The organism is Chitinophaga sp. CF118, from assembly GCF_900112615.1.
Classification (GTDB): Bacteria; Bacteroidota; Bacteroidia; order Chitinophagales; family Chitinophagaceae; genus Chitinophaga.
This window is the reverse complement of record NZ_FOMK01000002.1, coordinates 400,884-427,209: the sequence shown is the minus strand read 5'-3', so window position 1 is coordinate 427,209 and position 26,326 is coordinate 400,884. Positions and strand designations below refer to the sequence as shown.

General features: G+C 43.1%; 23 protein-coding genes. 10 read left to right on the top strand and 13 right to left on the bottom strand.

Annotation, left to right across the window (positions count from 1 at the left end; genetic code table 11):
• Nucleotides 1–15 precede the first annotated feature (15 nt).
• Both pgi and BM176_RS10035 read right to left on the bottom strand, forming a co-directional pair.
• Complete coding sequence (gene pgi, locus BM176_RS10040) at nucleotides 16–1,668, bottom strand: glucose-6-phosphate isomerase (protein WP_090102405.1); 1,653 nt, start codon at nucleotides 1,666–1,668, stop codon at nucleotides 16–18.
• Nucleotides 1,669–1,705: 37 nt separating this feature from the next.
• Nucleotides 1,706–2,497: a hypothetical protein gene (locus BM176_RS10035; RefSeq protein WP_090102402.1), complete on the bottom strand. Its 792-nt coding sequence runs from the start codon at nucleotides 2,495–2,497 to the stop codon at nucleotides 1,706–1,708.
• An 86-nt stretch (nucleotides 2,498–2,583) separates the two neighbouring features.
• Between BM176_RS10035 and prfB the strand changes: the two genes are divergently transcribed.
• Together prfB and pruA are read left to right on the top strand one after the other, a co-directional pair.
• Nucleotides 2,584–3,670 (top strand): peptide chain release factor 2 gene (gene prfB / locus BM176_RS10030; protein WP_143097774.1). Its coding sequence is split into 2 segments (ribosomal slippage): nucleotides 2,584–2,643 and nucleotides 2,645–3,670, totalling 1,086 coding nucleotides; the frame shifts between segments, so codons are not numbered across the junction.
• Nucleotides 3,671–3,791: 121 nt separating this feature from the next.
• Nucleotides 3,792–5,423, top strand: a complete 1,632-nt coding sequence (gene pruA / locus BM176_RS10025; protein WP_090102398.1) for an L-glutamate gamma-semialdehyde dehydrogenase — start codon at nucleotides 3,792–3,794, stop codon at nucleotides 5,421–5,423.
• A gap of 477 nt (nucleotides 5,424–5,900) precedes the next feature.
• Here the strand turns inward: pruA and BM176_RS10020 are convergent, their stop codons facing one another.
• Nucleotides 5,901–6,407 (bottom strand): peroxiredoxin, encoded by a 507-nt coding sequence (locus BM176_RS10020; protein ID WP_255373487.1) that lies wholly within the window; start codon nucleotides 6,405–6,407, stop codon nucleotides 5,901–5,903.
• A gap of 113 nt (nucleotides 6,408–6,520) precedes the next feature.
• Here BM176_RS10020 and pyrR point away from each other — a divergent pair, with 113 nt between their 5' ends.
• Both pyrR and BM176_RS10010 read left to right on the top strand, forming a co-directional pair.
• Nucleotides 6,521–7,048: a bifunctional pyr operon transcriptional regulator/uracil phosphoribosyltransferase PyrR gene (pyrR, locus tag BM176_RS10015; RefSeq protein WP_090102394.1), complete on the top strand. Its 528-nt coding sequence runs from the start codon at nucleotides 6,521–6,523 to the stop codon at nucleotides 7,046–7,048.
• 89 nt (nucleotides 7,049–7,137) lie between these two features.
• Nucleotides 7,138–8,076, top strand: a complete 939-nt coding sequence (locus BM176_RS10010) for an aspartate carbamoyltransferase catalytic subunit (protein WP_090102392.1) — start codon at nucleotides 7,138–7,140, stop codon at nucleotides 8,074–8,076.
• 69 nt (nucleotides 8,077–8,145) lie between these two features.
• On the opposite strand, the gene BM176_RS10005 is transcribed toward BM176_RS10010, so the two are convergent.
• From BM176_RS10005 to BM176_RS09995, 3 genes are all read right to left on the bottom strand, one after another.
• The gene (locus BM176_RS10005; RefSeq protein ID WP_218162175.1) at nucleotides 8,146–11,490 is read right to left on the bottom strand and encodes a SusC/RagA family TonB-linked outer membrane protein; all 3,345 of its coding nucleotides are present in this window, start codon (nucleotides 11,488–11,490) and stop codon (nucleotides 8,146–8,148) included.
• A gap of 81 nt (nucleotides 11,491–11,571) precedes the next feature.
• Entirely contained in the window at nucleotides 11,572–12,552 is a 981-nt protein-coding gene (locus BM176_RS10000; protein WP_090102388.1) for a FecR family protein, read from the bottom strand.
• Nucleotides 12,553–12,629: 77 nt separating this feature from the next.
• A complete protein-coding gene (locus BM176_RS09995; protein WP_090102386.1) occupies nucleotides 12,630–13,169 on the bottom strand; it encodes an RNA polymerase sigma factor in 540 nt (179 codons plus the stop codon).
• Nucleotides 13,170–13,560: 391 nt separating this feature from the next.
• Here BM176_RS09995 and BM176_RS09990 point away from each other — a divergent pair, with 391 nt between their 5' ends.
• The 5 genes from BM176_RS09990 to BM176_RS09975 all read left to right on the top strand — a co-directional run bounded on the left by BM176_RS09990 (nucleotide 13,561) and on the right by BM176_RS09975 (nucleotide 19,000).
• Nucleotides 13,561–13,878 carry a carboxypeptidase regulatory-like domain-containing protein gene (locus BM176_RS09990; RefSeq protein ID WP_090102385.1) on the top strand — a complete coding sequence of 106 codons (318 nt, stop codon included), beginning with the start codon at nucleotides 13,561–13,563 and terminating at the stop codon, nucleotides 13,876–13,878.
• Nucleotides 13,879–14,074: 196 nt separating this feature from the next.
• On the top strand, nucleotides 14,075–14,404 hold the full coding sequence (locus BM176_RS09985) for a DMT family protein (RefSeq protein ID WP_090102383.1): 330 nt from the start codon (nucleotides 14,075–14,077) through the stop codon (nucleotides 14,402–14,404).
• A 93-nt stretch (nucleotides 14,405–14,497) separates the two neighbouring features.
• Nucleotides 14,498–16,975: a PIG-L family deacetylase gene (locus tag BM176_RS09980; protein WP_090102381.1), complete on the top strand. Its 2,478-nt coding sequence runs from the start codon at nucleotides 14,498–14,500 to the stop codon at nucleotides 16,973–16,975.
• A gap of 6 nt (nucleotides 16,976–16,981) precedes the next feature.
• Nucleotides 16,982–17,143: a hypothetical protein gene (locus BM176_RS32430; protein WP_177230358.1), complete on the top strand. Its 162-nt coding sequence runs from the start codon at nucleotides 16,982–16,984 to the stop codon at nucleotides 17,141–17,143.
• Between the two features lie 153 nt (nucleotides 17,144–17,296).
• On the top strand, nucleotides 17,297–19,000 hold the full coding sequence (locus tag BM176_RS09975) for a sodium:solute symporter family protein (protein ID WP_090102379.1): 1,704 nt from the start codon (nucleotides 17,297–17,299) through the stop codon (nucleotides 18,998–19,000).
• A gap of 17 nt (nucleotides 19,001–19,017) precedes the next feature.
• Here the strand turns inward: BM176_RS09975 and BM176_RS09970 are convergent, their stop codons facing one another.
• The 5 genes from BM176_RS09970 to BM176_RS09950 all read right to left on the bottom strand — a co-directional run bounded on the left by BM176_RS09970 (nucleotide 19,018) and on the right by BM176_RS09950 (nucleotide 22,754).
• Nucleotides 19,018–19,860: a DUF2911 domain-containing protein gene (locus BM176_RS09970; protein WP_090102377.1), complete on the bottom strand. Its 843-nt coding sequence runs from the start codon at nucleotides 19,858–19,860 to the stop codon at nucleotides 19,018–19,020.
• Nucleotides 19,861–19,887: 27 nt separating this feature from the next.
• Nucleotides 19,888–20,547, bottom strand: a complete 660-nt coding sequence (locus tag BM176_RS09965; RefSeq protein WP_090102375.1) for a response regulator transcription factor — start codon at nucleotides 20,545–20,547, stop codon at nucleotides 19,888–19,890.
• A 135-nt stretch (nucleotides 20,548–20,682) separates the two neighbouring features.
• Entirely contained in the window at nucleotides 20,683–21,486 is an 804-nt protein-coding gene (locus tag BM176_RS09960) for a sensor histidine kinase (protein WP_090102373.1), read from the bottom strand.
• On the bottom strand, nucleotides 21,483–22,154 hold the full coding sequence (locus tag BM176_RS09955; RefSeq protein ID WP_143097773.1) for a hypothetical protein: 672 nt from the start codon (nucleotides 22,152–22,154) through the stop codon (nucleotides 21,483–21,485). Before BM176_RS09955 ends, BM176_RS09960 begins: the two co-directional genes overlap by 4 nt.
• Nucleotides 22,155–22,181: 27 nt before the next feature.
• A complete protein-coding gene (locus BM176_RS09950) occupies nucleotides 22,182–22,754 on the bottom strand; it encodes a hypothetical protein (protein ID WP_143097772.1) in 573 nt (190 codons plus the stop codon).
• A gap of 265 nt (nucleotides 22,755–23,019) precedes the next feature.
• Here BM176_RS09950 and BM176_RS09945 point away from each other — a divergent pair, with 265 nt between their 5' ends.
• On the top strand, nucleotides 23,020–23,889 hold the full coding sequence (locus tag BM176_RS09945; RefSeq protein WP_090102367.1) for a hypothetical protein: 870 nt from the start codon (nucleotides 23,020–23,022) through the stop codon (nucleotides 23,887–23,889).
• A gap of 144 nt (nucleotides 23,890–24,033) precedes the next feature.
• Here BM176_RS09945 and BM176_RS09940 read toward each other — a convergent pair whose 3' ends face one another.
• Together BM176_RS09940 and xerD are read right to left on the bottom strand one after the other, a co-directional pair.
• Nucleotides 24,034–24,996, bottom strand: coding sequence for a phosphatidylinositol-specific phospholipase C (locus tag BM176_RS09940; protein WP_177230357.1), 963 nt, complete (start codon nucleotides 24,994–24,996; stop codon nucleotides 24,034–24,036).
• A 308-nt stretch (nucleotides 24,997–25,304) separates the two neighbouring features.
• On the bottom strand, nucleotides 25,305–26,201 hold the full coding sequence (xerD, locus tag BM176_RS09935) for a site-specific tyrosine recombinase XerD (RefSeq protein ID WP_090102365.1): 897 nt from the start codon (nucleotides 26,199–26,201) through the stop codon (nucleotides 25,305–25,307).
• Nucleotides 26,202–26,326 lie beyond the last annotated feature (125 nt).

Sequence of the window (26,326 nt, the reverse complement as noted above, 5' to 3'; positions counted from 1 at the left end):
CGGTTGTTTTTATACTTATTTCTTCATCTGTTTCCAGGCATTGATCAACCCATTGGTTGATGCATCATGGCTGGTTACAGTATCTGTACTTACTAATTCAGGAAGGATTTTGTTAGCCAGTTGTTTTCCCAGTTCAACACCCCATTGATCAAAGCTGTAGATATTCCAGATAACGCCCTGAACAAATATTTTATGTTCGTACAGTGCTACCAGTGAGCCCAGGGAGCGGGGAGTGATTTCCTTTACCAGGAATGAGTTGGTAGGGCGGTTACCGGTAAATACTTTATACGGCATCAGTGCCTGGATCTCTTCTTCTTTCAGTCCGGATTTTTCCAGTTCGGCCCGCACTTCTTCCGGTGTTTTACCATTCATGAGTGCCTCCGTTTGTGCAAAGAAGTTAGAAAGCAGTTTTACATGATGATCTCCGATAGGGTTATGACTAACAGCCGGAGCGATAAAGTCGCAAGGAATGATACGGGTACCCTGGTGAATCAGCTGGTAAAATGCATGCTGACCATTTGTACCAGGTTCACCCCATACAACAGGACCAGTTTCGTAAGTCACCGCCTTCCCTGTACGATCTACGTATTTACCGTTACTTTCCATATTCCCTTGTTGGAAATAGGCTGCAAAGCGGTGCATATATTGATCATAAGGTAGGATAGCTTCGGTAGCGGTATCGAAGAAATTACCATACCAAAGGCCTATCAGCGCCATGATAGCCGGAATATTCTTTTCCAGCGGAGTAGTACGGAAATGTTCATCCACTGCATGTGCACCTTCCAATAATGCTTTGAAATGTTCATAGCCGGTAGTCAGGGCGATGCTCAGTCCTATGGCAGACCATAATGAATAACGGCCACCTACCCAGTCCCAGAATTCAAACATATTAGCGGGGTCGATGCCGAACTCTTTTACAGACTTTTCATTGGTAGAAAGGGCTGCGAAATGTTTGGCTACGTGTGCCTCATCTTTGGCGTGTTCCAGGAACCATTTACGGGCAGTGAGCGCGTTGGTCATAGTTTCCTGGGTGGTGAATGTTTTAGAGGCAATAAGGAACAGTGTTTCTTCCGGGTTTACCTTTTTCAGTGTTTCTGCAATATGGGTACCATCTACATTAGACACAAAATAAGGTTGCATACCGGGGCGCCAGTAGGGCTTCAGTGCTTCTGTTACCATTACCGGTCCGAGGTCGGAACCACCAATACCGATGTTCACTATATACCGTATAGGTTTGCCGGTGTATCCTTTCCATTCGCCGCTGTGGATGCGGTTACAGAAGTTTTCCATTTTCTGCAATACACTGAGTACATCGGGCATTACATCTTTACCGTCCAGTAATACGGGGCTTCCGGATAAGTTGCGTAGTGCCGTGTGGAGAACTGCACGGTTTTCCGTCATATTTATTTTCTCTGCACCGAACATGGCTTTGATACCATCTTCCACGCCACATTCCTTTGCAAGTGCCAGTAATTGTGTACGGGTTTCTTCCGTTATGATATTTTTGGAATAATCGAATAATATATCTTCAAAGGAGAGCGTGAATTTTTTAAATCTGTCTGCATCTTCTTTAAAGAGATTACGCAGGTGAGTTTGCCTCATTTTTTCAGCATGCTGCTGCAACTGCTGCCAGGCTTTTGTAGCTGTTGGATTCGTCTTTGGAAACATGTGTACTAATTTTATTGAGCCAAAAGTAATAAATTGATTATCGTTTCTTCAACAATTGTATAAGGGCAGTGATAACAATGACAACCATTGCCACTATACAGGCAATTGTGATGGGCGTGGCTGCCGGTCCGCCGGCTTCCTGCCGTTTCAGTATAATTCCGGAATAGCCCCATAGCGTTACGACGCCCACTACTATATTTTTCCGTATAATAACCAAAAGTGTAGCCGCTATAGTGCATAACAAAATGAGAAAAATAGTCCACGAAATGCTCAGTCCATTCCACCCTGTATATAACCATAAGGCGGCCATATTTGCAACTGCAGCAATAGTGATCCAGCCCAGGTAAAGGCTAAAAGGCAGATGGATAAAAAGCTTTTCCGGCCAGGACACCTTTTGCAAGGCGATATTAAAGTTAATATTTATAGCAAGGAGTGATACCAGCAATGTTAGCATAATGAGTATTGAAAGTGGTAACAGCTCATAATGCCAGGAAAAGAGCCAGCAGGTATTAGCGAGACAACTTACCAGCCACCAGCCGCGCAAACGTTCCATAAACTGTTCCAGTTCCTGCTGATGTTTACCGGAAAAGGCCAGCCAGAGCTGGTAAATGATGAACCCAAGCAGTGTAAAATATATCAGCCCCCATATGGAAAATGTGATTGCCGCAGGCGTGAAAAGGCTGCCATATTTTTCGGATATGTAAGCAGTACTCTTACCATTCAGAATATTCAGGCTAGCCATTACATTGACCGCTATCACCATTATGTACCCTATCGTATTGAAAATTGCACTGTTTTTATAATAAGGTGTCTTATGGGATGCAGTCATAGATAGTACCTTTAAATATTAAGTGGGACGAATAATGTCAAATCAAGCAAAAATTGTTCCCCTTTTTATGTAACTTCGCGCCCATTATGACAGCAGAACAATTAAAAGCTATGAGGGACCGCCTCCACGTTCTGGGAGGTTTTCTTTAACGTCCCTGACCGCATAGCTAAAATAGAAAATGATAAGCAACTTACGTTAGCCCCCGGATTCTGGGATGATAATGTTCGTGCCACATCAATCCTGAAAGAGATTAAAGTAAACAAGTTTTGGGTAGATCTTCATGAGCAGGTAGAAACTGCGATTGAAGATAGCAGTGTGTTACTGGAATTCCAGAAAGAGGGCGAAGCCACTGAGGAAGAAGTACAGATTGCATACCAGTCTGCAGTTGATGCACTTGATGAACTTGAATTTAAATCTACACTGAATGAGCCGGAAGATGAGATGCCGGCAGTATTGACCATCAATTCCGGTGCCGGTGGTACCGAAAGCCAGGATTGGGCGGAAATGCTGCTGCGTATGTATCGTATGTATGGCGAAAAGCAGGGGTGGAAAGTATCCGAGATTGATGTACAATATGGGGATGGTGCCGGTATTAAATCGGCTTCCCTGGAATTTGACGGCGGCTTTGCCTATGGCTTGCTGAAAGCGGAGAGTGGTGTACACCGGCTGGTGCGCATATCTCCGTTTGATGCCAATGCCCGCAGGCATACCTCTTTCGCTTCCATCTTTGTATATCCCCTGGTGGATGATACTATCACTGTTGCAGTGAATCCGGCCGACCTGGTATGGGAATTTTACCGTTCAGGGGGTAAAGGCGGACAGAACGTAAACAAAGTGGAAACTGCCGTGCGTTTAAAACATACTCCTTCCGGTATTATTATCGAATGTCAGCAGGCACGTACGCAGGGTGAGAACCGTGAAAAGGCCCTCACCATGCTGAAATCGCGTTTGTATGAAGAGGAGATCCGCAAACGGGAGGAATTGAAAAATGCCGCCAATGCCAACAAGCGCAAGATAGAATGGGGATCACAGATCCGTTCCTATGTATTCCATCCGTACAAGATGATCAAAGATCATCGTACAGATTTTGAAGTAGGTAACGTACAACCCGTAATGGATGGCGAACTGGGGGGCTTCATAAAGGCTTACCTGATGATGGCGAAAACTGAATAATGTATTAATTTGTAATTTTGCGGATGTGCTGACGAATTGACTTGCTCAAATTATCAGCACATTCTTTGTATTTATTATAACCTGGTCACAACAACAAAATCGAAATCCAAAACATCTGAGAATGCATAATGCTTACTTTCACTTTGCTGCGCCTGCCAACGAGCCGGTATACAGCTACTCTCCTGGTTCTCCCGAAAGGGATGCATTGAAAAAACAATTGGCCGCGTTTAAGTCGCAAGAGGCTGATATCCCTATGTACATCGGGGGTAAAGAAGTGCGGACAGGTAAAACAGTAGATCTGCGTCCACCGCATGAAAAGAAACATAAACTGGGTCATTTCCACCTGGGAGATGCTTCTCATATCAATGATGCTATTACTGCTGCATTAGCTGCCCGTGCACAGTGGGCTGATACTCCCTGGGAACAGCGTGCCGGCATTTTCCTGCGTGCAGCAGAACTGATGGCAACCAAGTACCGCTATCATATGAATGCGGCTACCATGCTGGGACAGAGTAAAAATGCTTACCAGGCAGAGATTGACAGCGCCTGTGAGCTGATTGACTTTCTCCGTTTTAACGTTCATTATCTCTCTGAAATATATAATCAGCAACCAGTAAGTTCTGCAGGTATTCATAACCGCCTGGAATATCGTCCGCTGGAAGGTTTTGTATTAGCAGTAACACCATTCAACTTTACGGCGATTGCCGGTAACCTGCCTACTTCTGCTGCTATGTGCGGTAACGTAGTGGTATGGAAACCCGCCAATACCCAGGTATTTGCTGCGAATGTGATCATGAAGATCCTGATAGAAGCAGGATTACCTGCAGGTGTTATCAACCTGGTATATGCAGAGGGCCCTGTAGTGGGAGATATCTGTTTCGGACATCCTGCATTTGCGGGGATCCACTTTACTGGTTCTACAGCGGTATTCCAGCAGATGTGGAAAACCATTGGTAATAATATCAATAAGTATCATGCATATCCGCGTATCGTAGGTGAAACCGGTGGTAAGGATTTTGTTGTGGCACATAAGTCTGCGGAAGTGGATATAGTAGCTACAGCACTGGCCCGTGGTGCTTTTGAATACCAGGGACAGAAGTGTTCTGCTGCTTCACGTGCTTACCTGCCTTCCAATATTGCTGAAGCAGTGAAAACCAAACTGGTAGCAGATCTGAAGACCATGAAAATGGGAACTACAGAAGATTTCAGCAATTTCATCAATGCTGTGATCGATGAACGTTCTTTTGATAAGATCGCAAAGTACATCGATAACGCAAAGAAAGATCCTGCAGCTAAAATCATTGCCGGTGGTAATTATGATAAAACTGAAGGCTACTTTATAGAGCCTACCGTTATTGAAGTAACAGATCCTGCTTATGTAACCATGTGTGAAGAGATCTTTGGCCCGGTGCTGACTATCTACGTGTATGATGCTGAGAAGTTTGAAGAAACCCTGGAACTGGTAGACCGTTCTTCCGTGTATGCGCTGACCGGCTCTATTATTTCACATGACCGTTATGCAATAGATCTGGCGACTAAGAAGCTGGTGAATGCTGCGGGCAACTTCTACATTAATGATAAACCGACAGGTGCGGTAGTAGGGCAACAACCTTTTGGTGGTGCTCGTGCATCCGGTACCAATGATAAGGCAGGCTCCATGCTGAACCTCTATCGCTGGCTGAGTGCAAGAACTATTAAGGAAACATTCGTTCCAGCTGTGGATTACAGATATCCGTTCCTGAAGGAAGCATAATCGTGGCTTGCTATTGATTATAAATATACTGTATCTGCCTGTTTAGGTTTTTAATTTAGCGTTGGGATAAGATTTTAGATCAGATGGTTATTAAACTTCACCTGATCATCACGGCAGATAAGGTATATTTATCAATCAATAGCAAACACACCAGTTCTATACGCCTTACGTTTAGTCGGCCCTTGTGGGTAATTTATTGTTTGGTAAAATGTAAGCTCAGTAAACAATTGATTCAAGGGAATGTTAGCAAGCAGTCTGGGAATAGGAAGAAAGACCTGGATCGAAAGCATAATCTTTTCGCCGGACAAAAATGATTAAAAATAAATAAATGAAGGGTTTGAGAATTGGCAGAGCCTCAATCATGGACCCATAAAAAAAGCCTGTATTCTACATACAGGCTTTTTTTATGGAAATCACTTTATCAATATAATTCTCTGTAATTGGTTCCGTCAGGAGCTTTTGAGTTATATACCGGAATTACATTTTAGATAATGCAGCCAGTGCTTCAGTTACATGTTTTTCTCCATCTCTCAATGAATTAAACTCGTGTACTACCACTCCGTTTTTATCCACGATATAAGTAACTCTACCCGGAATAACAAAGGATTTAGGTACACCAAATAATTTACGTGCTTTATTATCCGGATCGCTGAGCAATGTGAAATTCAATTTGTGGTGCTCTGCAAAACTTTTATGTGATGCCACCCCGTCGGAGCTGATGCCTATAACTTTTGCACCATATTTTTCGAATTTGTCATATGAGTCACGGAAAGAGCAAGCTTCCTTCGTGCATACATTAGTTTCGTCTTTTGGATAGAAATAGATAACGAGTGGCTGTTTGCCGAGTACGGATGCCAGATCGAAAATATTACCATTCTGATCCTTTAACTGAAATGTGGGAACCTTTGACCCTACCTTCACCTGCGACTTTGAATTACAGGCAAATAACAAGAAGGAAAGTGCAGACATAAGAACGTATTTCATATAAATTTATATTACTAAATGTACGTATAATAGACAAATTGGTGTTTATGGTTTGCAATAAACTTTTATCCCCCGTCATTAATCATTATTTTTGGCGCCTAAAACTGCATACTTTGAAGACCATACTGAATGGGACGCAAGTGGCGATTACCGTAGACCGGCTCTGCCACCAGTTGATAGAGAATCACCTGGATTTTTCACAAACAGTGCTGATAGGCTTACAGCCAAGGGGAATTTTCCTGGCAGACCGTATTTATCGCACTTTAAAGAAGTTATTGCCCGGGGTACATATTAATTATGGCCGCCTGGACATTACATTTTACCGGGATGACTTTAATAAAGGTACACAGTTGCATGTACCTAATGAAACAGCTATTGACTTTTCTATAGAAAATAAAAAAGTAGTGCTGATGGATGATGTACTTTACACTGGCCGTACTACCCGTTCTGCTTTGGATGCCATGCTGGACTTTGGCAGGCCTTCGGCTGTAGAACTGCTGGTGCTCATAGATCGTCGTTTTACCCGTCAGCTACCTATCCAGGCAGATTATACCGGTCGCACCATCGATGCTATTATCTCTGAGAAGGTAAAAGTGCTATGGAAAGAGCGGGATGGGAAGGATGAAGTGATCATAGAGTGATCATTATCAGTGCCGGATGTGCAGGGATTGTCCACATCCGGATTTTGATTTTGGGATTTGTAATCAGGTCATTTATATTTGCATCTTAAATGTCATTATCAGTAAATCATCTCCTCGGGATCCGCAATCTGAAGCGTCAGGATATAGAGCTTATTTTCCAAACAGCTGACACATTTAAAGGGGTTTTACAAAGACCAATTAAAAAAGTTCCTACGCTCAGGGATACCACAATAGTTAATTTATTTTTTGAGAATTCCACCCGTACGCGTATCTCGTTTGAGTTGGCGGAAAAGAGACTGGGTGCTGACGTGGTAAACTTCTCTGCGTCGGGGTCCTCTGTTTCCAAAGGCGAAACGCTGATAGATACGGTGAACAACATCTTATCCATGAAAGTGGATATGGTGGTGATGCGGCACTCTGCCAGCGGAGCTCCTCACTTCCTGTCGAAACATATCCAGGTACCGATTGTGAATGCCGGCGACGGGATTAACGAACACCCTACCCAGGCACTGCTGGATGCTTTCTCTATCAGGGAAAGGCTGGGCAGCGTTGAAGGTAAGAAAGTGGCGATCTGCGGAGATATTATGCATTCAAGGGTGGCATTGTCGAACATCTACTGCCTGCGTGAGCTGGGAGCGGAAGTAACAGTGGTAGGACCACCTACACTCATCCCAAAACATATGGCAGAAGCCCTGGGTGTAAATGTGAGCTACAATATCCGGGAAGCGCTGGAATGGTGCGATGTGGCAAACGTATTACGCATCCAGCTGGAAAGACAGAATACTCCGCTTTTCTCTTCGCTTCGCGAATACTCTCTTGCATATGGGGTGAACCGTGCTTTACTGGACAGTCTTAAAAAAGACATCGTGATCATGCACCCGGGACCAATTAACCGTGGTGTGGAGTTGAGTTCAGATGTAGCAGATTCCGGTCACTCAATTATTCTAAATCAGGTAGAGAATGGAGTAGCGATCAGGATGGCAGTGTTGTACCTGCTGGCTGGGAAGAAACCTGAACAGGTTGGATAATACAATTTCGAATAGATATTTTTATAAAGATGAAGCTCCGTAAGGGGCTTTTATTTTGTTGGAAAGAGACTAAAATGTAGCATTTAGCCCAAGGGTGAAAGAGCGAAAAAAGGGATACTGATAGCCGGTATTAGCAGCCTGTTCTGGATCGTAATATTTAATCTTCATCCTGTTTACTTCCCATAAATCCTGTCCGGAGAAATAAACCCGGATAGTTTTGATCAGAGGCCGGTTATAGGCAAAATGAAAGGTATATCCCAACTGGAGGTTCTTTAATCTTATATAAGCTGCATTCATTACCCAGAATGAGGATGGTTGCAGGTTTTGATTATCTCCTGCGTACAGCCGTGGAAAGGCTGCATTGGGGTTATCTGGTCGCCAGGAATCCTGGTGTATTTCCCAGGGTTGCTGCCAGCCCTGTACAAACGGCATGCTATATTTAGCCAGTACCAATACTTTTCTTTGTCCTATACCTTGTAAGAACACTGAGAAATCCAGTCCTTTCCAGGAGAAGCCTCCATCAAATCCATAAGAGTAACGGGGTTGAGAACTTCCCAGGTATACCAGGTCGCCATGATCTGCTTTCGTATTATTGCCAACATTAATGATACCATCGTTATTTACATCTGTATAACGTAAATCGCCAGCAGCCGTTGTTGTGCCCTGATACGCGTGACTATTCACTTCATTGTTATCCTGGAAAAATCCATTGCTTTTATATCCTAAAATTGAATTGTAAGGAAGTCCGTCCAGGCCATGATTGTTGCCCGCGAGCCAGGGAGTATTTCCATTACTCCGAAAGATTTTATTCTGATCGTCGAACAGGTTGGCATTTACCCAATAGCTGAAAGAGCCTCTGTTATCGCGCCAGCCAAGATTCAGTTCCCATCCCCATGAGCGCATCGCAGCGGTGTAAAAAACGGGCGCTTCCAACAGATACGTCATAGGAGTTTGTAAGGCTATCTGCATCCTGGGGTTGTGTTTCACAAAGTAGTCTGCATTAATATTAAGTCTACCCTTGAAGAAAGCCATATCCAGTCCGCCATTGGTTGTGGTGATGGTTTCCCAGTTATTATTCCCGGGGATGTAACGGTCAAAGTCTGTATAGGAAGTTATCGGGTATACAAGTGGATGGTGCAACTGATCATAATAATTAAAGTCGTTCAGACTTGTGCGCCAGTTAAAGCTTCCCAGCATTCCCCAGGAGGCCCTTAGTTTAAATTCGTCAAAGAAAGGAAATGCGTTGCTAAACCATTTTTCATTGTTCAGTCGCCAGCCAGCAGAAAAGGACGGGAAGAGATGTTGCCGGCTGAGGTCTGCTGTTTCTGTATTATTGAAGAGTAGTTTGGCAGCCACCAGGTTCGCTTCCAGAAGGTAACGGTCGTTGTAATTATAATTAATGCGGGCGAACAGGGAAGAGAGGCTGCCTGCACCTTTAAAGTGAACAGCACCGTGTTGTGTTGGGTCATTAAAGGAAAGTTGCGCCAGTTCATTTGCAGATACAGCCGTGTCAGCAGCGATCAACTGATGCTGGTAATGACTTTCAAAAGCATATCCTCCCAGGATGTGTACACTGTTCTTTTCCCCAGCAGGCAGGTCATAATCAGCCAGTAGCTGGAGGCTATGTTGCACCTCCATTAAGCGGCCCCTTTTAAATGAGTTGGGATCGTTGGCACTGGCAGTCAGACCGCTGGCCTCATAAAAATCGACCTGCTTTTTAGCCAGCCTGTCGTGGTAAGTATTTAACTGCGGACTGTACACCGTTTTAAGAGTAAGGCCCTTGAACAGGTTTTCTGCTTTCAAGGTAAATACGGCATCTGCAAAAGATGTTTGTTCATCGCGTTTCCCCGCATCTTTTAATAATGCATAGCTGTTGAAGCCGTAGGTATATTTATTAGTACCGGGAACATAGATGGGTACATTGCCCGGAGCCTGATAAAGAAAGTTGAGGATACCATTGTTGCCATCTACGCGCCACCCTGGCGAGAGTGTGCGGCTTTGTGCATACTGAAGGCTGGTTTCCAGGCTGAATACATCACTCAGCCGGTTATTGATATTCAGTTGCAGGTTTGTCCTGGAGGTATTGTCGGAACCCGTATTGAATAAGCCCTGCCTGGAAAACTGACCCAGGGATAAATAATACTGATGATCGGCAGAACCGCCTCTGGCACTCACATTATAGGTAGAAGTGGTGCTATTGTTACGGGTAACATACTGTAGCGGGTTGAAATCATCGTAATAATTATAATTACCACTTCCATCTGTTTTCAAAGTGAAGTTGATTGCAGGATCTTTCATCATTGCAATTTCCTGGCTGGTCCATGCAGCGGGCAGGCCAGCATTCTGCAATGCCTCATTCTGCAGGGGAGCCGCCTGCCAGGAGTGCATACGTTCCGGCAGGTGGATCGGTCTTTCCACACCAAACAGGCTGTTATATTCAACACTGATCTTTCCGCTTTTTCCTCTTTTGGTAGTAACCAGTACTACGCCGCTGGCAGCCAGTGGCCCATAGATAGAAGCCGCAGCCGCATCTTTTAATACAGACACAGATTCTATATCATTCGGATTCAGTAGGGTGATAGATCCCGGAGCACCGTCCACAAGCACTAGAGGTTCACTGTTATTTACAGATGACAATCCGCGGATCTGGATGTTAAATCCTTCTTTACCGGGTTGTCCGTTGTTACGGGTTACCAGTAATCCGGGAGCAGTACCCTGTAGCGCTGCTATCACATTATTAACTGGTCTGCTTTTGAGCCGGCGGCCTTCCACTTTGGTAATGGATCCGGTGATATTGGCTTTGTTCTGGATGCCGTAGCCGATGATCACAAGATCGTTAAGTATTTTGGTATCGCCCTGTAGCAGAGCATCCACGTTGTGGCGTTCCCGCAGGGGTATCTCCTGACTTTCATAACCGATCAGGGAAAGTTGTAAAACGGCTTGACCGTTGTTTACCTCCAATCGGAAACGACCGTTCTCACTGCTGCTTACACCGTTATGTGTTCCTTTTTCCCTGATAGAGACTCCCGGCAAAGGTCTTTCACCATCTGAAATTACACCGCTCACGATGAATTTTTCAGGTTCTGTATTGATGGACCGGTTGGGAATACCCCGAAGGGGAGGAGGTTGGGAAGAAGGGTAGATGATGATTTGTTTATTTCTGATCTCCCAGGCATATTGTGAAGGTGTAAAGATTTGTCGCAGCACATCTTTTAATGGTTGCTGCTGTACCTGGATAGTAATATTTCTTGAATTTTCAACGATGGAGGAAGAGATGGCGAATGAGAGGCCGGTTTGTTTTTCTATCAGCCGAAGCACCTGTTTCAGGCTCATATTATTTACCCGCAGGCTTACCTTTATGGTGTCGCTATCCTGGAAGGGATTGGCATGGGCATAGGATAGACTGATACACATACAAAAGAGTACAATGTAGCAGCGCTTTATAAAAGCCGCCTTACGGAATGCCTGTTGTTTATCCTGCATTTCTGTGGACGACTAATAAATTTCTATCAGGCTATCTTTTTGCACGGTATGAACCTGCAGGGTTTTGGACAGGATGTCCATTACCTCAGAAAGAGATTCTTTATGGAAGGTAGCAAGCAGTTTTTTATCTGCCAGGGCTTCATTTTTCAGCACAATATGTACCTTATAATAATCTTCCAGCACTTTGGCTACTTCAGAAAGAGGAGCATCGTCGAAGGAGAGATATCCTGTTTTCCAGGCAATGGGATTATTATTTTTATGATGGCGAGTGCTGATAGTTGCTTCGGCCAGCAGCATTTCTGCTTCCTGTCCGGGAGTGAGTATAACTGATTTTTTACTGTTCTTATAGATGGCTTTTACTTTACCGCTCTGCACGAATACGTTCACGCCTTTAGCGGTTTGTTTTACATCAAAGGAGGTACCCAATACCTGGATATCTACATTTTTAAGATGTACGGAAAAAGGTTTTTCCGGCATATGTTTTACGTCCACAAATACTTCTCCCTGTTGTACAAATACTTCACGGCTGTTGCCTTTGAAATGGCGGGGGTATTTAACACTGGTGTGGGCGTTCAGGTAAAGTTTGGTACCATCCGGTAATAACAGGCTGTCTGTATTCTGAGCGGTTTGCTGTGCTATATAAAGTGGCTGGTAGAATAATGACCAGGCACCTGCTATCAGTACAGCGATTGCTGCTGCCCACCAGTACCGGTGAGCCAATGGTTTTACACGTTTTTCCGGTTTAAGTGGAATAACGGGAGTGGTTGTAGCCGGAACCAGTTTGGATTCCAGTACCTGCCATTGTTGTGGTATATTATAAGATGTGGGTGCCGGTAAGATTTCTCCCTGCCATAACGCTTTCGTTTCCAGGAATATATCCAAATTGGCAGCATCCTGTTGCAACCATTCATCCAGTGAACGTTTGTGCTCCTCTCGTCCTGGTTCTTCCAGGTAGCGGATAACGACATCGATATCAGGTTGCTGTTGTTTCATCTCTTATTATTAATACAATCAAAAATATCCTTACCATTAGTCTTTGAAAATAAAAATTCCACCGGGTAGTCTGTGCATCACTGTTGGTTGAGAAGTCCCATCCTGATCTTTTTCAATGCTGTGGTAAGGTGAGTATATACTGTATTGATGGATATATTGAGTTGCTGGGCTATTTCTGCCGGTGAGAGTCCTTTAAAACGGCTCATTTCAAAAACGCGGCGGCACTGTTCGGGTAGTTTTTCCAGGATAGAGAGGTATTGGGCTTCTAACTCTTTATGTTCCAGCAACAAATGTTCTACGGTAGGCTCGGCCGTAAGTTGTTGCTCCCTGGAATATTGTTGTTGTCGCTGGGCTTTTTTGATGCGGTTGAGGCAGGTATTGACAGTAGCCCTGGCCAGGTAGTGTTGGACAGGTGCACGGTCATCAAGGTTTTCGGCGGTACGCCATAGGTTCATAAATACATCCTGCACAATATCCTGCGCTTCGTCATGATCGCGTAGGTATCGCAAAGCAATGCTGAACATGGATGGCGAAAACTGATTGAATATTATTTCAAACACGCGTTTATCCCTGTTCCGGACTCCGGTAACTATATCTGTATTGTTGAGCGGCAACATCCTGTAACTTTCTTTTCTAATCTTTTTTGTACATGTAATGGCAACAGACTAAAGCCGGCTATCAAAAAAGGTACGAAGCAAAATTACTCTATTCTCTCAATTAATCCTCCAATTGGCTGATTAGCAACCAGAGTATCGGACAATTGGGAGCCGGTTTTTATTTTAACCCGCTACAGTAAAGGGTTTACATGCGTCATCCTTTTTGTTAAAAAAAAAGCTAAACTTTTTTTAAACGGACTAATGGTAACCTCATTGTTGGTTGTATAGTATATGTAGACAGTGAATAAACCGGTATCTGGCAGGCGCCTGCTAATTTAAATACCGGGCAAAAAAAGAACTAGTATAACTTTTTATAACCAGTCTTTATTTGTAAACCAGAAAAACCAAATGTATGAAAATGACAAAGTTCGGCTTTTGGGCCCTTGTCATACTGATTACAGGAACATTAGCCTTCGGGATAGCTGAAGGAGGTTCTATCAGTGGCAAGGTAATTCCTGAAGACGGTGCTACGGAAGCATGGGCGATAACGGGGGTAGATACCCTGAAAGCGGCCATCGTTAACGGAACGTTTTCGATACAACCTGTAAAAGCAGGTACCTATACCGTGATTATTAATGCAAAAGCACCTTATAAAAACGTGACTCTTCCTGATGTAAAAGTAGTAGATGGGAAAGTGACAGATTTTGGAGAGATAAAGCTGGAGAAATAACAGCTTCACGTTTAAACTTACAACTCCTAAGCATGATAGGAAAGTTGAGACCTGTAACAATCGGCCGGCTCTTTTGGGCCGGTTTACTTTTTTCTCTACTTTAGTAAGATGTAAATCATTCGTTTATAATTATTTGATAGCCCTTGTTATCAAATAATTATAAAATGGAGTGTATTTTTGGACAATAGAGAAATTCATGCGTACCGTTATTCTTTTAATTATCTCCAACACCTTCATGACATTTGCCTGGTATGGTCATCTGAAATACCAGAATGTGGCCATGTGGAAAGTAATTCTGATCAGTTGGGGAATTGCCTTTTTTGAATATTGCTTTATGGTACCTGCCAACCGGTTCGGAGAACAGGCGGGCTTCAATGGTTTCCAACTGAAAACTATCCAGGAGGTAGTGACCCTCACTGTGTTCAGCCTCTTCGCCATCTTTTATCTGAAAGAACCTCTTCGCTGGAATTATCTTGTATCCTTTGCTTTTATAATGGGAGCAGTTTACTTTATGTTTAAAAAGTGAATTTGCGGGACAGTGTCCTGATCCTTTTATCACAATTTCTTCCGCAGCTATATATAATCACTATTTTTGACCACTGTTAAACAATCAATAGCAATGGTTAGAAGGATCTATATAGTGCTGACAGCTTGTTTACTGCAAGCTATTGCTGTGTGGGCACAGCCCTCACCGGTGATGAATGCTGCGGATATTAAGCTGCGGTTTAAAAAACTGGATACACTTGGAAGCGTATTATATATTGCCGCTCATCCGGATGATGAAAATACCCGTTTGCTGGGCTACCTGGCAAAGGAAAAACTATATCGTACCGGTTACCTTTCATTAACCCGCGGAGATGGCGGGCAAAACCTGGTGGGTAATGAACAGGGAGAGCTGCTTGGACTGATCCGTACACAGGAATTACTATCGGCCCGCCGTATTGATGGTGCAGAGCAGTTTTTTACCCGTGCACTGGATTTCGGGTTCTCCAAGAACCCCACAGAAACATTCACTATCTGGGACAAGGAAAAGATCCTGGGAGATGTGGTATGGATGATCCGCAAATTCCAGCCCGATGTGATTGTATGCCGCTTCCCTGCTGATAGTCGTGCGGGACACGGACATCATACTGCTTCAGCTATGCTGGCAGCAGAAGCTTTTGAAGCAGCAGCTGATCCAAAACGTTATCCGGAACAACTGAAACAATTACAGCCTTGGAAAGCACGCCGGTTATTATGGAACACCTATAGTTTCGGCAATATCAATACTACCAGTAATGATCAGTTCAAAATTGATGTAGGAGCCTATAACTATTTATTAGGGAAAGGATATGGAGAAATAGCTGCAGAAAGCCGTTCCCAGCATAAAAGCCAGGGGTTTGGTGTATCTGCAGCCAGAGGTAGTTCAACGGAATTCTTCCTCACTATTAAAGGAGATACACCCAAATACAGTCTGCTGGATGGTATTGATGCTACCTGGGATCGTGTAAAAGGCGGTGAGCCTATTGGCAGCATGATAGATAAAGCGGTTGCTGCTTATAATATAGATAATCCCGCTGCTTCCGTACCTGCTTTGCTGGCCATCAGGAAAGCTATTACGGCATTACCGGAAGGTTACTGGCGTACACAGAAATTACAGGAAACGGAACAACTGATATTAGCCTGTGCAGCCCTGTGGGTGGAGGCATATAGTACCACACAGGTGTTGGTGCCCGGACAACCTTTACAAGGCAGCGTGCAACTGATCTGTAACAGTAACATATCTGTGAAAGTGCAACAACTCAGCTTTGCCGGTAAGGATACACTCCTGGAAGATCAACCACTGAAGTATAATCAGCTGCGTACCATTCCGCAAAATTTAACAGTACCGGCCAATACACCTGAATCACAACCTTACTGGTTGCGTAAGCCACATCCTATTGGTATTTATACAGTAGACGATCCGATGCTGACAGGTTATCCTGAAAACAAACCTGTGTTACAGGCTGTTGTAAAATTACTCATTGACGGAGAAGCGATGACTGTAACACGTCCGCTGCAATATAAATTTACCGATGCTGTAAAAGGAGAGTTGTATCAGCCGCTGGTGATTGCGCCACCGGTAGTGGCAAACCTGAACAGCAGCGTATATATTTTTACAGAAACGGCTGCACAGCCGGTACAGGTGAAACTCCATGCTATGGGAGATAACACCACCGGTACCGTAAGCCTGCAGCTGCCAACTGGTTTTACCAGCACAGAAGCATCCCAGCCATTTGCGCTTACTACGAAAGGAGATGAGGCCACTGTTATTTTTCATATCACACCATTAAAGGTATCCGGCACTAATCGTACAGATACATTCAGGGTGGTAATGCATTGTAATGGGAAGGACTATACGCAGAGTCTTAAGACCATAAACTACGATCATATTCCGAATATCACCCTGTTCCCGGATGCTGCTGCAAGGCTGGTAACGGTAGATCTGAAACATAATGGCCGTAAGCTTGGATATATTGCCGGTGCTGGCGATCTGGTAGCTGCATCGCTGCAACAGGTAGGTTATGAAGTAACAGAACTGGGGGAGCAGGATATCATGAGTGGCAATCTTCAGCAGTATGATGCTATCATAACAGGCGTTCGTGTATACAATATCAATCCACGAATAAAATACTGGCAGCCCCGTTTGATGGAATATGTGAAAAACGGCGGTACGCTGTTGGTACAATATAACGTGAACGGCCCTCTGATGGTCACCGATATAGGGCCATATCCGTTTACACTAACCCGTGACCGTGTTACAGATGAAACAGCGGAAGTAACATTGTTACATCCGGAAGATGAAGTTCTGCATTATCCGAACAATATCACCCCGCAGGATTTTGATGGATGGGTACAGGAACGTGGGCTTTATTTTACCCAGACGGCAGATCCGGCTTACAGGAAAATATTAGCTATACATGATAAAGGAGAAGAGTCTCTACAAGGCTCAACTATTGTGGCTGATTACGGTAAGGGCAGATATGTATATACTTCACTTTCCTTTTTCAGACAGTTGCCTGCAGGAGTACCTGGTGCATACCGGTTATTTGTGAATCTGATATCAACAAAGAAATAAGCTGTAATGAGCGCAAAAGAGAACAGGCCGAGGCTTACCATCGTAGGGATCATGTGTATTGTGATAGGGTTGGTGATTGGCTTTGAAATCAAAAGGGTGCATATAGGTTTGTTAATTGGCCTTGCACTGGGTTTGTTGAGTGGTAATATGTTAAAGAAGCGTAAGTAGCGATAACTATTAAAACTGATACCTGTAATTAATTCTGGTTATGATAGAAGATAAACCTCCATTATTTCCACATTGGTGGATGTGGTATGTATTTGTCACGGGTTGGCTGGCCTTACTGATGATAGGTTTTTATTTATTTACTAAAGTATATTCATGAGCGTAGCAGACTGGATTGTGCTAGTGGTTACACTGGTTGGTATTATTTTGTATGGCATATGGAAAAGCCGGGGCCAGCAGAATATGGCAGGGTATTTCCTTGATAATCAATCAATGCCCTGGTATATTGTATTATTATCTATTATTGGTACACAGGCCAGTGCGGTTACTTTTTTGTCTGCTCCCGGACAGGCCTACACTGATGGAATGCGGTTTGTACAATACTATTTTGGATTGCCACTGGCGATGGTGGTATTGTGTATAACGTTTGTGCCTATCTTTCATAAACTGAAGGTATATACGGCGTATGAATACCTGGAGCAACGCTTTGATCTGAAAACACGTACGTTTACTTCAGGGTTATTCCTGTTGCAGCGAGGCTTATCTACCGGTATCAGTATTTATGCTCCTTCGATTATATTATCCTCGTTGCTGGGATGGAATATTTATTATACCAATATTATCATGGGCGGGCTGCTTATTATCTATACTGTTTCTGGAGGTACAAGAGCAGTAAGTTATACGCAGACATTGCAGCTGGCCATCATTTTTGCGGCAATGTTCCTGGCAGGATGGATGGTAGTACACCTGTTGCCGGCAGGAATTGGTTTTAATGATGCATTACAGGTTTCCGGTAAGATGAATAAGCTGAATGTGATTGAAACCCGTTTCGACTGGAAAGATAAATACAATATCTGGAGTGGGTTGATAGGGGGCTTTTTCCTGGCATTATCTTATTTTGGTACGGACCAATCGCAGGTGGGTCGTTACCTGACAGCCCGTTCTGTGAGGGAAAGCAGACTGGGACTGCTGATGAATGGCCTTGTAAAGGTACCGATGCAGTTTCTGATTTTGTTGATTGGTGCGCTGGTATTTGTATTTTATCTCTATTTCAGAGCGCCCATCTTCTTTAATGAGGCGCAGATTAAGAAGGTATATAATACTGAAGAAGGGGCTGCCTTTAAAGTGCTTGAAAAAGAATACAACCAACTGGGGGTTATCAAACAGCAGCAGGTAAAGGAAATGTCTGCAGCTATTAAGAGCAAGGATGATGCAGCTGTGGGGCGAACAAAAGCCGCTTTGCAACAAACAGAAGCGCAGTCTTTCGTGACGCGTGAAAAGGCTATAGATCTGATAAAAAAGGCAGATCCTGCTGCGGATACAAATGATACTAATTATATTTTCCTTCATTTTGTGGTGAACAACCTGCCTAAAGGGTTGGTAGGACTGTTGATAGCCATCATTTTCCTGGCGGCGTGGGGAAGTATTGCAGCAGCACTGAACTCACTGGCTTCCACTACTGTGATTGATATTTATCAGCGCATGGTGTGTAAGGAAGGGACGGATAAACATTTTCTGCGTGCATCCCGGTGGTGTACTGTAGGGTGGGGGCTGTTTTGTATACTGGTAGCCCAGTTTGCCAGCAGGTTGGGTAGTTTGATAGAAGCGGTGAATGTACTGGGTTCTTTATTTTACGGGGTGATTCTGGGGATTTTCCTGGTAGCGTTTTATTGTAAGAAAGTAATGGGAACAGCTACATTCTGGGCGGCTATTATATCAGAGATATTGGTGATTATTATCTATATGTCGGAGATCGTTTCTTTCCTGTGGCTAAATGCGATTGGATGTTTCCTTGTGATTGGGATAGCGTATATAATTCAACTCGGAGGAAATCAGTTACGGATCAAACAGGTTGTGTGATCCGTAACTGACTATTATTATAAAGTAGCGAGGAATTTTGTATTCAGCGCTACATAATCGTCATTCTTAGCAGCTTTCGCCAGTTCTATACCTTCTGTGGCAGTTGCTTTAGCACCTGCTTTATCGCCGGTTTTAGCCTGGATCCTTGCTTTTGTATAAAACATATAAAAAGCTTTAGGATTTTCTTTGATTGCAGCATCTATCCAGCTGAGTGCCTGTTTCAGGTCACGGTTTGTTTCAAGGTAGTAAGAAGCGGCCTGGAAGTAAGGCTTTTTCTCGCCTTTCATAGCTTCATTCAGTTGCGCGACTACTTTAGGATCGATATCTGCAGTGATTGTTACCGGTACGATTGTTTCATCCCAGATCAAATCCATAACCATAGAAGAAGAGGTGATATTTTCGAAAGAGATCATGAAGTTTTCTACAGCAAATGGTAGTTTTTCAGACTTAACTTTCACCTGTACCACATCATTTTCCGGTTTGTAAGCAGCAGGACTGGTCACATCCAGACTTGTAGTCAGAATGATTGTCCATTCGCTGGCTCCTGGAATGGTGAGCAATCCGTATTTACCTGCTTTCACGGGTTTGCCGCCAAAGGAGATATCTTCTCCGAAAGTGATAGTAGTAGCACCGTTGGCACCTGTTCTCCATACTTTACCGTAAGGCACCAGATCTCCCATGATGGTTCTGCCTTTCTTGGCAGGACGGGAATAGTTTACTTCAACAGAAGATAATGCAAAATCCTGTTTGATAGTTTGGCCAGGACTTGGAGCCGGCATTTTTACGCCTTGGGCAAAAGATAACTGTGTACACAATAGTGCTGTGCATCCAATTGTTAAGTAACTGAATAGTGGTTTCATAATTATATTGGTGGTTTAATTACAAAATTATTCCATGAAGCCATTCCTGAAAGCGTAGATAACAAGGCCCACTATGTTCTTGGCTCCTGTTTTTTCAATCAATTTCTGACGCAGGCCCTCAATGGTACGTGGACTGAGGAATATTTTTTCAGAGATCTGCTGGGTTGTGTATTCGTTGCAGATCAACTTCAATACCTCTGTTTCCCTTTCTGTAAACTGGATTTCGTTCTTAAAGGTAGGTTTAAAGTGTTGTTTATTCTTAACCATTACCTTTTTAAGGAGTGCCAGGTTTACATTTTCGTTGAAATAGAAGCCTTTTTCATGTGAAGTACAGATTGCATCATAGATTTCTTCGGGCTCTGCATTTTTGAGCAGGTAAGCGTTTGCGCCACTTTCTATAAGGTGCACAATGAAGTTATCATCTTCATACATAGTGAGAACGATTACTTTAACCTGTGCATATTTTTCTCTTACTCTCTTGGTAGCCTCTATGCCGTCCATATTGGGCATTTTGAGGTCCATCAGGATTACATCCGGCTGTTGCGTTGTCATCAGCTGCAACAGGTGCTCACCATCATCCGCCTCGAAGATAACACTGATGTTTTCATAAGGAGTAAGCGTGTTAATAACGCCACTGCGGAATATTTTATGATCATCGGCAATGGCCACCTTTATGTTGTTCGCCATAAGGAGGAGGCAGTTTATGTGGATGTAGAAATTGTCCCTGCTAAGGAGTATATTTATCGGATTTGTAGGTTTTTAGTTTACCAACAGCCTTTCATATAGCTGGCTTAGCAGGAGCAAATCTAAAAATAAATTTGACTATACTTCAGCAGTTTGGAAATTTTCTACCCTTATTTCTGCAATAGTACCGCCGGTAGCACCAGGGAGATACCTTATATTACCACCAATAATGTTCAGGCGGCTTTCAATATTCTTGAGGCCCAAACTGCCTGTTTTTTTACGTGAAATGTCCAGGGACCGGAGCAATTGTCCGTTACCGTTATCTTCTATGCTGATATTCAGCACAGTAGGTGTACTTTCATACAAGATTAATACCTCGGTAGCCTGGGCGTGTTTGAGAATATTGTTGATCAGTTCCTGTACTACGCGGTATATGTTCAGCGCTTTTTCTCTTTCTACCGGGTATTGGGTTCCATCTTCTTTATAAAGGATTTTTACGGTTTTATTCTTATTCATCAGGTTACAGAAGGAATCCAGCGCCTGGGAAAGGCCCAGATTCTCAAGGGCCTGAGGGTGGAGGCTCTGGGATATAAAACGGAGTTGCTGAATGATAGTATCTGTAAAGTCTTTGGTTTCCTTTAATTGTTCCTGCTCGCCGTTCTCGTTTTTCAGGAGGGGCTGGAGTTGGTTCAGGTTCAGTTTAAGTACAGATAACTGTGCGCCTACTTCATCATGCAGGTCCTCTGCAATACGCTTTCGTTCCTGTTCCTGCCCCTGTAAGATAGCTACCAGCCTTTCCTTCTGCTGCTTAAGGTCTTTATCACGCAATACAAGTTTGTGCTCAATTACCTGCTTTTGCTGAAAAATTACCAGTATTACTACTAATATGCCCATTGTGAGCATAACAGTGGTACCTATTATAATGACTTCTGAGGTGTTCATAGGGGCTTCTTTTTAGCTTTCATCAGGCCAATATAAAGAAGAATCAGCTGAATAATTCCTGCAAAATAAGAAATAATAACTGTCACTTTTCTGGTGGTATCTACTCCTGGCGTTTGCTGCTGCTGGAGTAGGTTATACGAGAGGGAATACATAAAAGATCCGGAGTGATAAACAAAAAATGCTGCGTTAAACCAGAAATTGGGTAGTGTATTAATAAAGACCGATTTTTGTACCAGTTCTTCATCCTTCAATAATTGCCAAAAGTATATAGCACCGTAAATAATAAGAATTAATGTTCTGATGGTGGCAAAGTAAGAATTATAGGCATATAGTCCTTCAAGTTTTAAAACATCTACCAGGAAAATAATGAATATAGGTATTATCGTTAAAGTAATAAGGCGTTTAAATAATAGATTTTTAATGACAATCTGAAAAAACCTGGAGAGAATGAGAAATTGTATAAAATACATGGTTGCTAAGAACCACATATTGTTTCTCCAGATCAAGCCTATAAGATAGGAGGCTACAGCTAAAAAAAAGCTTGCAATCAGGTAATAAAAAGTCCATTTTCCACCCTCGTCAAGTATCTTAAAGCGTAGAGTAAAGGGGATCAAAAGCAAGCATTCGATCCCCACCAAAATATAAAATAATATCCAGTATAAATGCACTTAAAAAGGGTTTAAATCAACAATGAACTATGGACATTCCACTGGGCATGCTACACCGCCGTCCAGGGCTTTCCCCCCGCTGGTTGTTGCAATACTCGCTGTATCTTCTGTATCTGCAGAACGGGTAGCGGCAGCTTGATGATGAGTATCGTACATGATCACATCTTTGCCATCTTTGCCTACCGGATAAATTACCATTTTCTTATCATCTATTCCGTCTCCGTCAACATCGACACCATAATAGATACGCATACCTACGATTTCCTCGTTATAATTAAGAAGTTGCTCCAGTTTTTCTTTACCAAAGAAATAGGCGCGGGTGAAATCTTCATGGTGATGTCTTTTCTTTTCTTTTTCAAAATAGGCATCTCTATATTTCAGAGCTTCCTTTTCAGAAATAAAAGTCCCTGCATCAGGGGGAAACTTGTTAGAAGTATTGCTCATATTGTGTTGTGGTTTTTTAATTGGAGGTAAAATTATCATAAAAAAATTCTCTACAAAGAAAAAGGCAGTATTACATGTTTGTGGGATATAAGAAAGGGTTTTACACTTAATTGATTGATTAACAATTGTTTGATTGAAATTTTCCTGTTTTGACACGGTTACTTTTGCGTATTTCACCCAAAATAATGCGTAGAACTACGTATTCTATAATTGCAGTATGTTAACTCTTGTTTGTTTTTCGGTTCTTCATAATCTTTGCATTGTCGGTTAGAGATCGCGACTCTAACTAAACGAGCAATCTTTGTGGGCCTTTCTTCCCATGTTTGTTCTTCCTTACTAATCATGCAGAGAAAAAGCGTAAAAGAGTACAGTTAAGATGAGGTTAAGTAATGCTAACCCTTCTTTTTAAAACCTTAAAGCTATGTGTTACCTGTTAATTGGAAACATTTCTGCATTGATCTCAGATGATTGTATAGAACCTCTGGTTAATGCGCGTTTACGTGTTTATTTACCGGAAGGGAGCTATCCCAAAGCTTGCCCCAAAAGAAATATTTTTAATGGTCCGGAACAGCTTTCACCAGCTCAGGTAGCCGCTAAAAGTGACCGTTTACTAGCGGAGACCACATTGGATGAAAGGGGCAATTTTACACTTAACTGGGAACAATTGCATCTTTTCACTGAACCACTGGAGTTGGATATCTGTCTGAACCGGATGCCAGAACAAGCCTCAGGAAAAAACATCGAGAGTCATTATCACCTGAGCACACTGGTGCCGCATTGGAAACGTTCATTGCAGCGATACGTAGCAGCATTTGCTTACGTAATACCAGCCGAAAACTGGAGCCAGATAAGGGCCAGTTATGGTACATGGGTGATTGCCGGAACCATACGGCGCATCCATTCAAGAGAGGGACAATCACAATTAAGGGTTGAAGTGTACAATGCCGTCAATAACCGTTTACTGGCATGTACAAGTACAGATGAAAAGGGACGTTATCAACTGCGCTTTGGCAGAAGGGAACTAACATCAGGAAAGCTGATGCTGATCAGGGATTACCGGCATAACAATGCACCGGATGTATACTTTAAAGTATACAGGGACAACCGGTTGCTTTGGGAAGAGGAAGCAGATGTGGCGAACATGCCAGGGCGTAAAGCCATTGCTTCCTGTAGTGTAATCAATATTCACATGCAGCAGGTACCTGTTGTCAAGAAACCTGCCGGGTACGTATCCGGTTTGTTAAGCAACTGGGCTGTAGTGGGACGGAAATCATCATTAGTAAATTATTAGTGTACAATATTTTATTTCAAATTATCAGGGACACCATTTAACCTATATTAATTAAGCAATGTCTGACCCCCTGTTGTTTGCAATCCCATTTTTTAAAAACAGCTACCCACTTAGTCAGTTCCCGGGTAGCTGTTTTTTTTATCTCTAGAAATTAGTGTTCAGAATCAGGGAAGACTTTCCAGATTCAACGAAATCCATTGGAATAATACCATACCTGCCATGTGTATTAGCTGTAAAGTAGGTTGTTATCTTAGGATTGATAGCGTTTGAAACAGTTGTAATACTTGGAATGCTAAAAATCAGGGATTTATATCCGCTGGCGAAATTGATATACAGTACATTAGGATTCTGCGTACTGGCTTCAGTCAACAAAGCATTGATATTGTTCCATTTAACATTGTTGTCTGGTACTACATACTGGTCCTGGATCTTTAAACTTGCGTTACCGTTATTGATAGTAAAAGTCGTGTTATCTCCCCAATTGGTAGCATCTATACCTTTAGGTACTGAAGTTGCTCCGAATCTTCTCAATAAAACAATTTTACCTCTTACCTGGCCTAAGGTTGGAACAGTTGCTCCCAGTGACCATTTATTTGAATACTGTTGCACATAAGAATCAAAGGTTTGTTCAAAGGTGCGGGTATTGCCGCTTGCGTCGTATTCTTCTTTTACGCTCATTATAATTACTTCTTTCGGGTGGCTGCTCAAAAATGCTGTACAGGCCAGCAATACATCATTGAAATTCAGATTCTGATAAATAGAGCCATGATGGATGGCAAAGGCATCGTTGATATGGCGGCAGCGGATATCCAGGAAACGGACACCCACTTCAAGTTGTTCGGCAATAGTCAGGTTCTGGCATTTAGCGGTACCGCTTACTGGTTCAACACGTGAGCCACTGTCGTGTGTACCCGGAATAGACAAGGCGGCAATACTACTGTTGTCTGGCAGGGAAGTCATCCAACTGTTAGAGGCAATAGTTGCTGCGGCCTGTGTTACTGCTACCTCTTTCAGGGACAGATTTGGTGTAACATCTTCCTTTTTACAGCTGGAAAATGAGATCGCCAGGAACATGCCTGCAGCGATCATAAGATGTGTGTTTCTCATGTTGTGAAGTGTTTATGTGTTTGTAGGATTATGTCAGGTATAGGTCAGCACGGGTTTAACTTCTCACATCGGAAAGACACGGTTTGCGAAAGTTTTAACTATTGGGAGATGAGGGTTAACAATACGGTAATATGTGTATATGATTGCTTTGATCAACAAATACACTGAGTCTGCCTGTTTGTTTTTTTAATTTGGCTTTGGGATAAGGTTTTGGATTGGATCTTTATTAAGCTTCACCTGGTAATCACGGCAGACAAGGTGTATTTATTGATCAAAGCAATCAGCAATTCAAGTGCTTCACTTTTTGGTCAGAAGCGGGGGTGAAACTGTTGCAGTGTATCACGGAGAAATTCTCTGTCGAGGTGTGTATAAATTTCAGTGGTGGTAATACTTTCATGACCCAGCATTTCCTGTACTGCGCGGAGATCTGCACCACCTTCTACCAGGTGGGTAGCAAAAGAATGACGGAAGGTATGCGGAGATACCTGTTTGGAAATTCCTGCAGCCGCTGTCAGGTCTTTTATGACCAGGAAAATCATAACACGGGTGAGTGCACTTCCTCTGCGGTTGAGAAAAAGAATATCTTCCTGACCTTTTTTAATTGGTACATGTACTCTTACTTCTTCTTTATAGATATTGATATATTTCATGGCATCCCTGCCAATGGGAACTAACCGTTCTTTATCACCTTTTCCCACTACCCGGATAAAACCGGCATCGAAATGAAGCTGTGATATTTTCAGGCTGGTTACTTCACTGACTCTTAGTCCGCAGCTATACATTGTTTCCAGAATGGCCCGGTTACGCTGCCCTTCCGGTGTACCGGCTTTTACCTGGTCTATGATCAGTTCTATTTCCTCAAAGGTGAGTACGTCTGGCAACTGGCGGCGGGTTTTGGGCGCTTCCAGTAGTTGGGTAGGGTCCAGTTTTACAATGTCTTCCAGTAGCAGGTATTTATAAAAGGCCTTTATGCCGGAAATGATCCGTGCCTGCGAAGTGGCTGTCATTCCAAGAGTAGCGATTGACTGTACAAATGACTGAAGATGAGAGAGTGTTATCTGGTCAGGTGGGAGTTTGTGCCCGGCAGATTGCAGGTACTGCATCAGCTTCTCTACATCACGCAGGTAAGCCTCTATTGAGTTTGCGGAGAGAGAGCGTTCCAGCTGCAGGTATGCTTTAAATCCTTTCAGGTATATTTCCCACATGGCCAGCAAGATAATAAAGAAAAGCGGCACTGCGTTTTGGATTCTTTCTGATGTCTTAACTTGATGCAGGATACAAGCTAAAGTTGTTTAGAATACTTTATAGAGTATCCAGGAAGTGTCCGGGA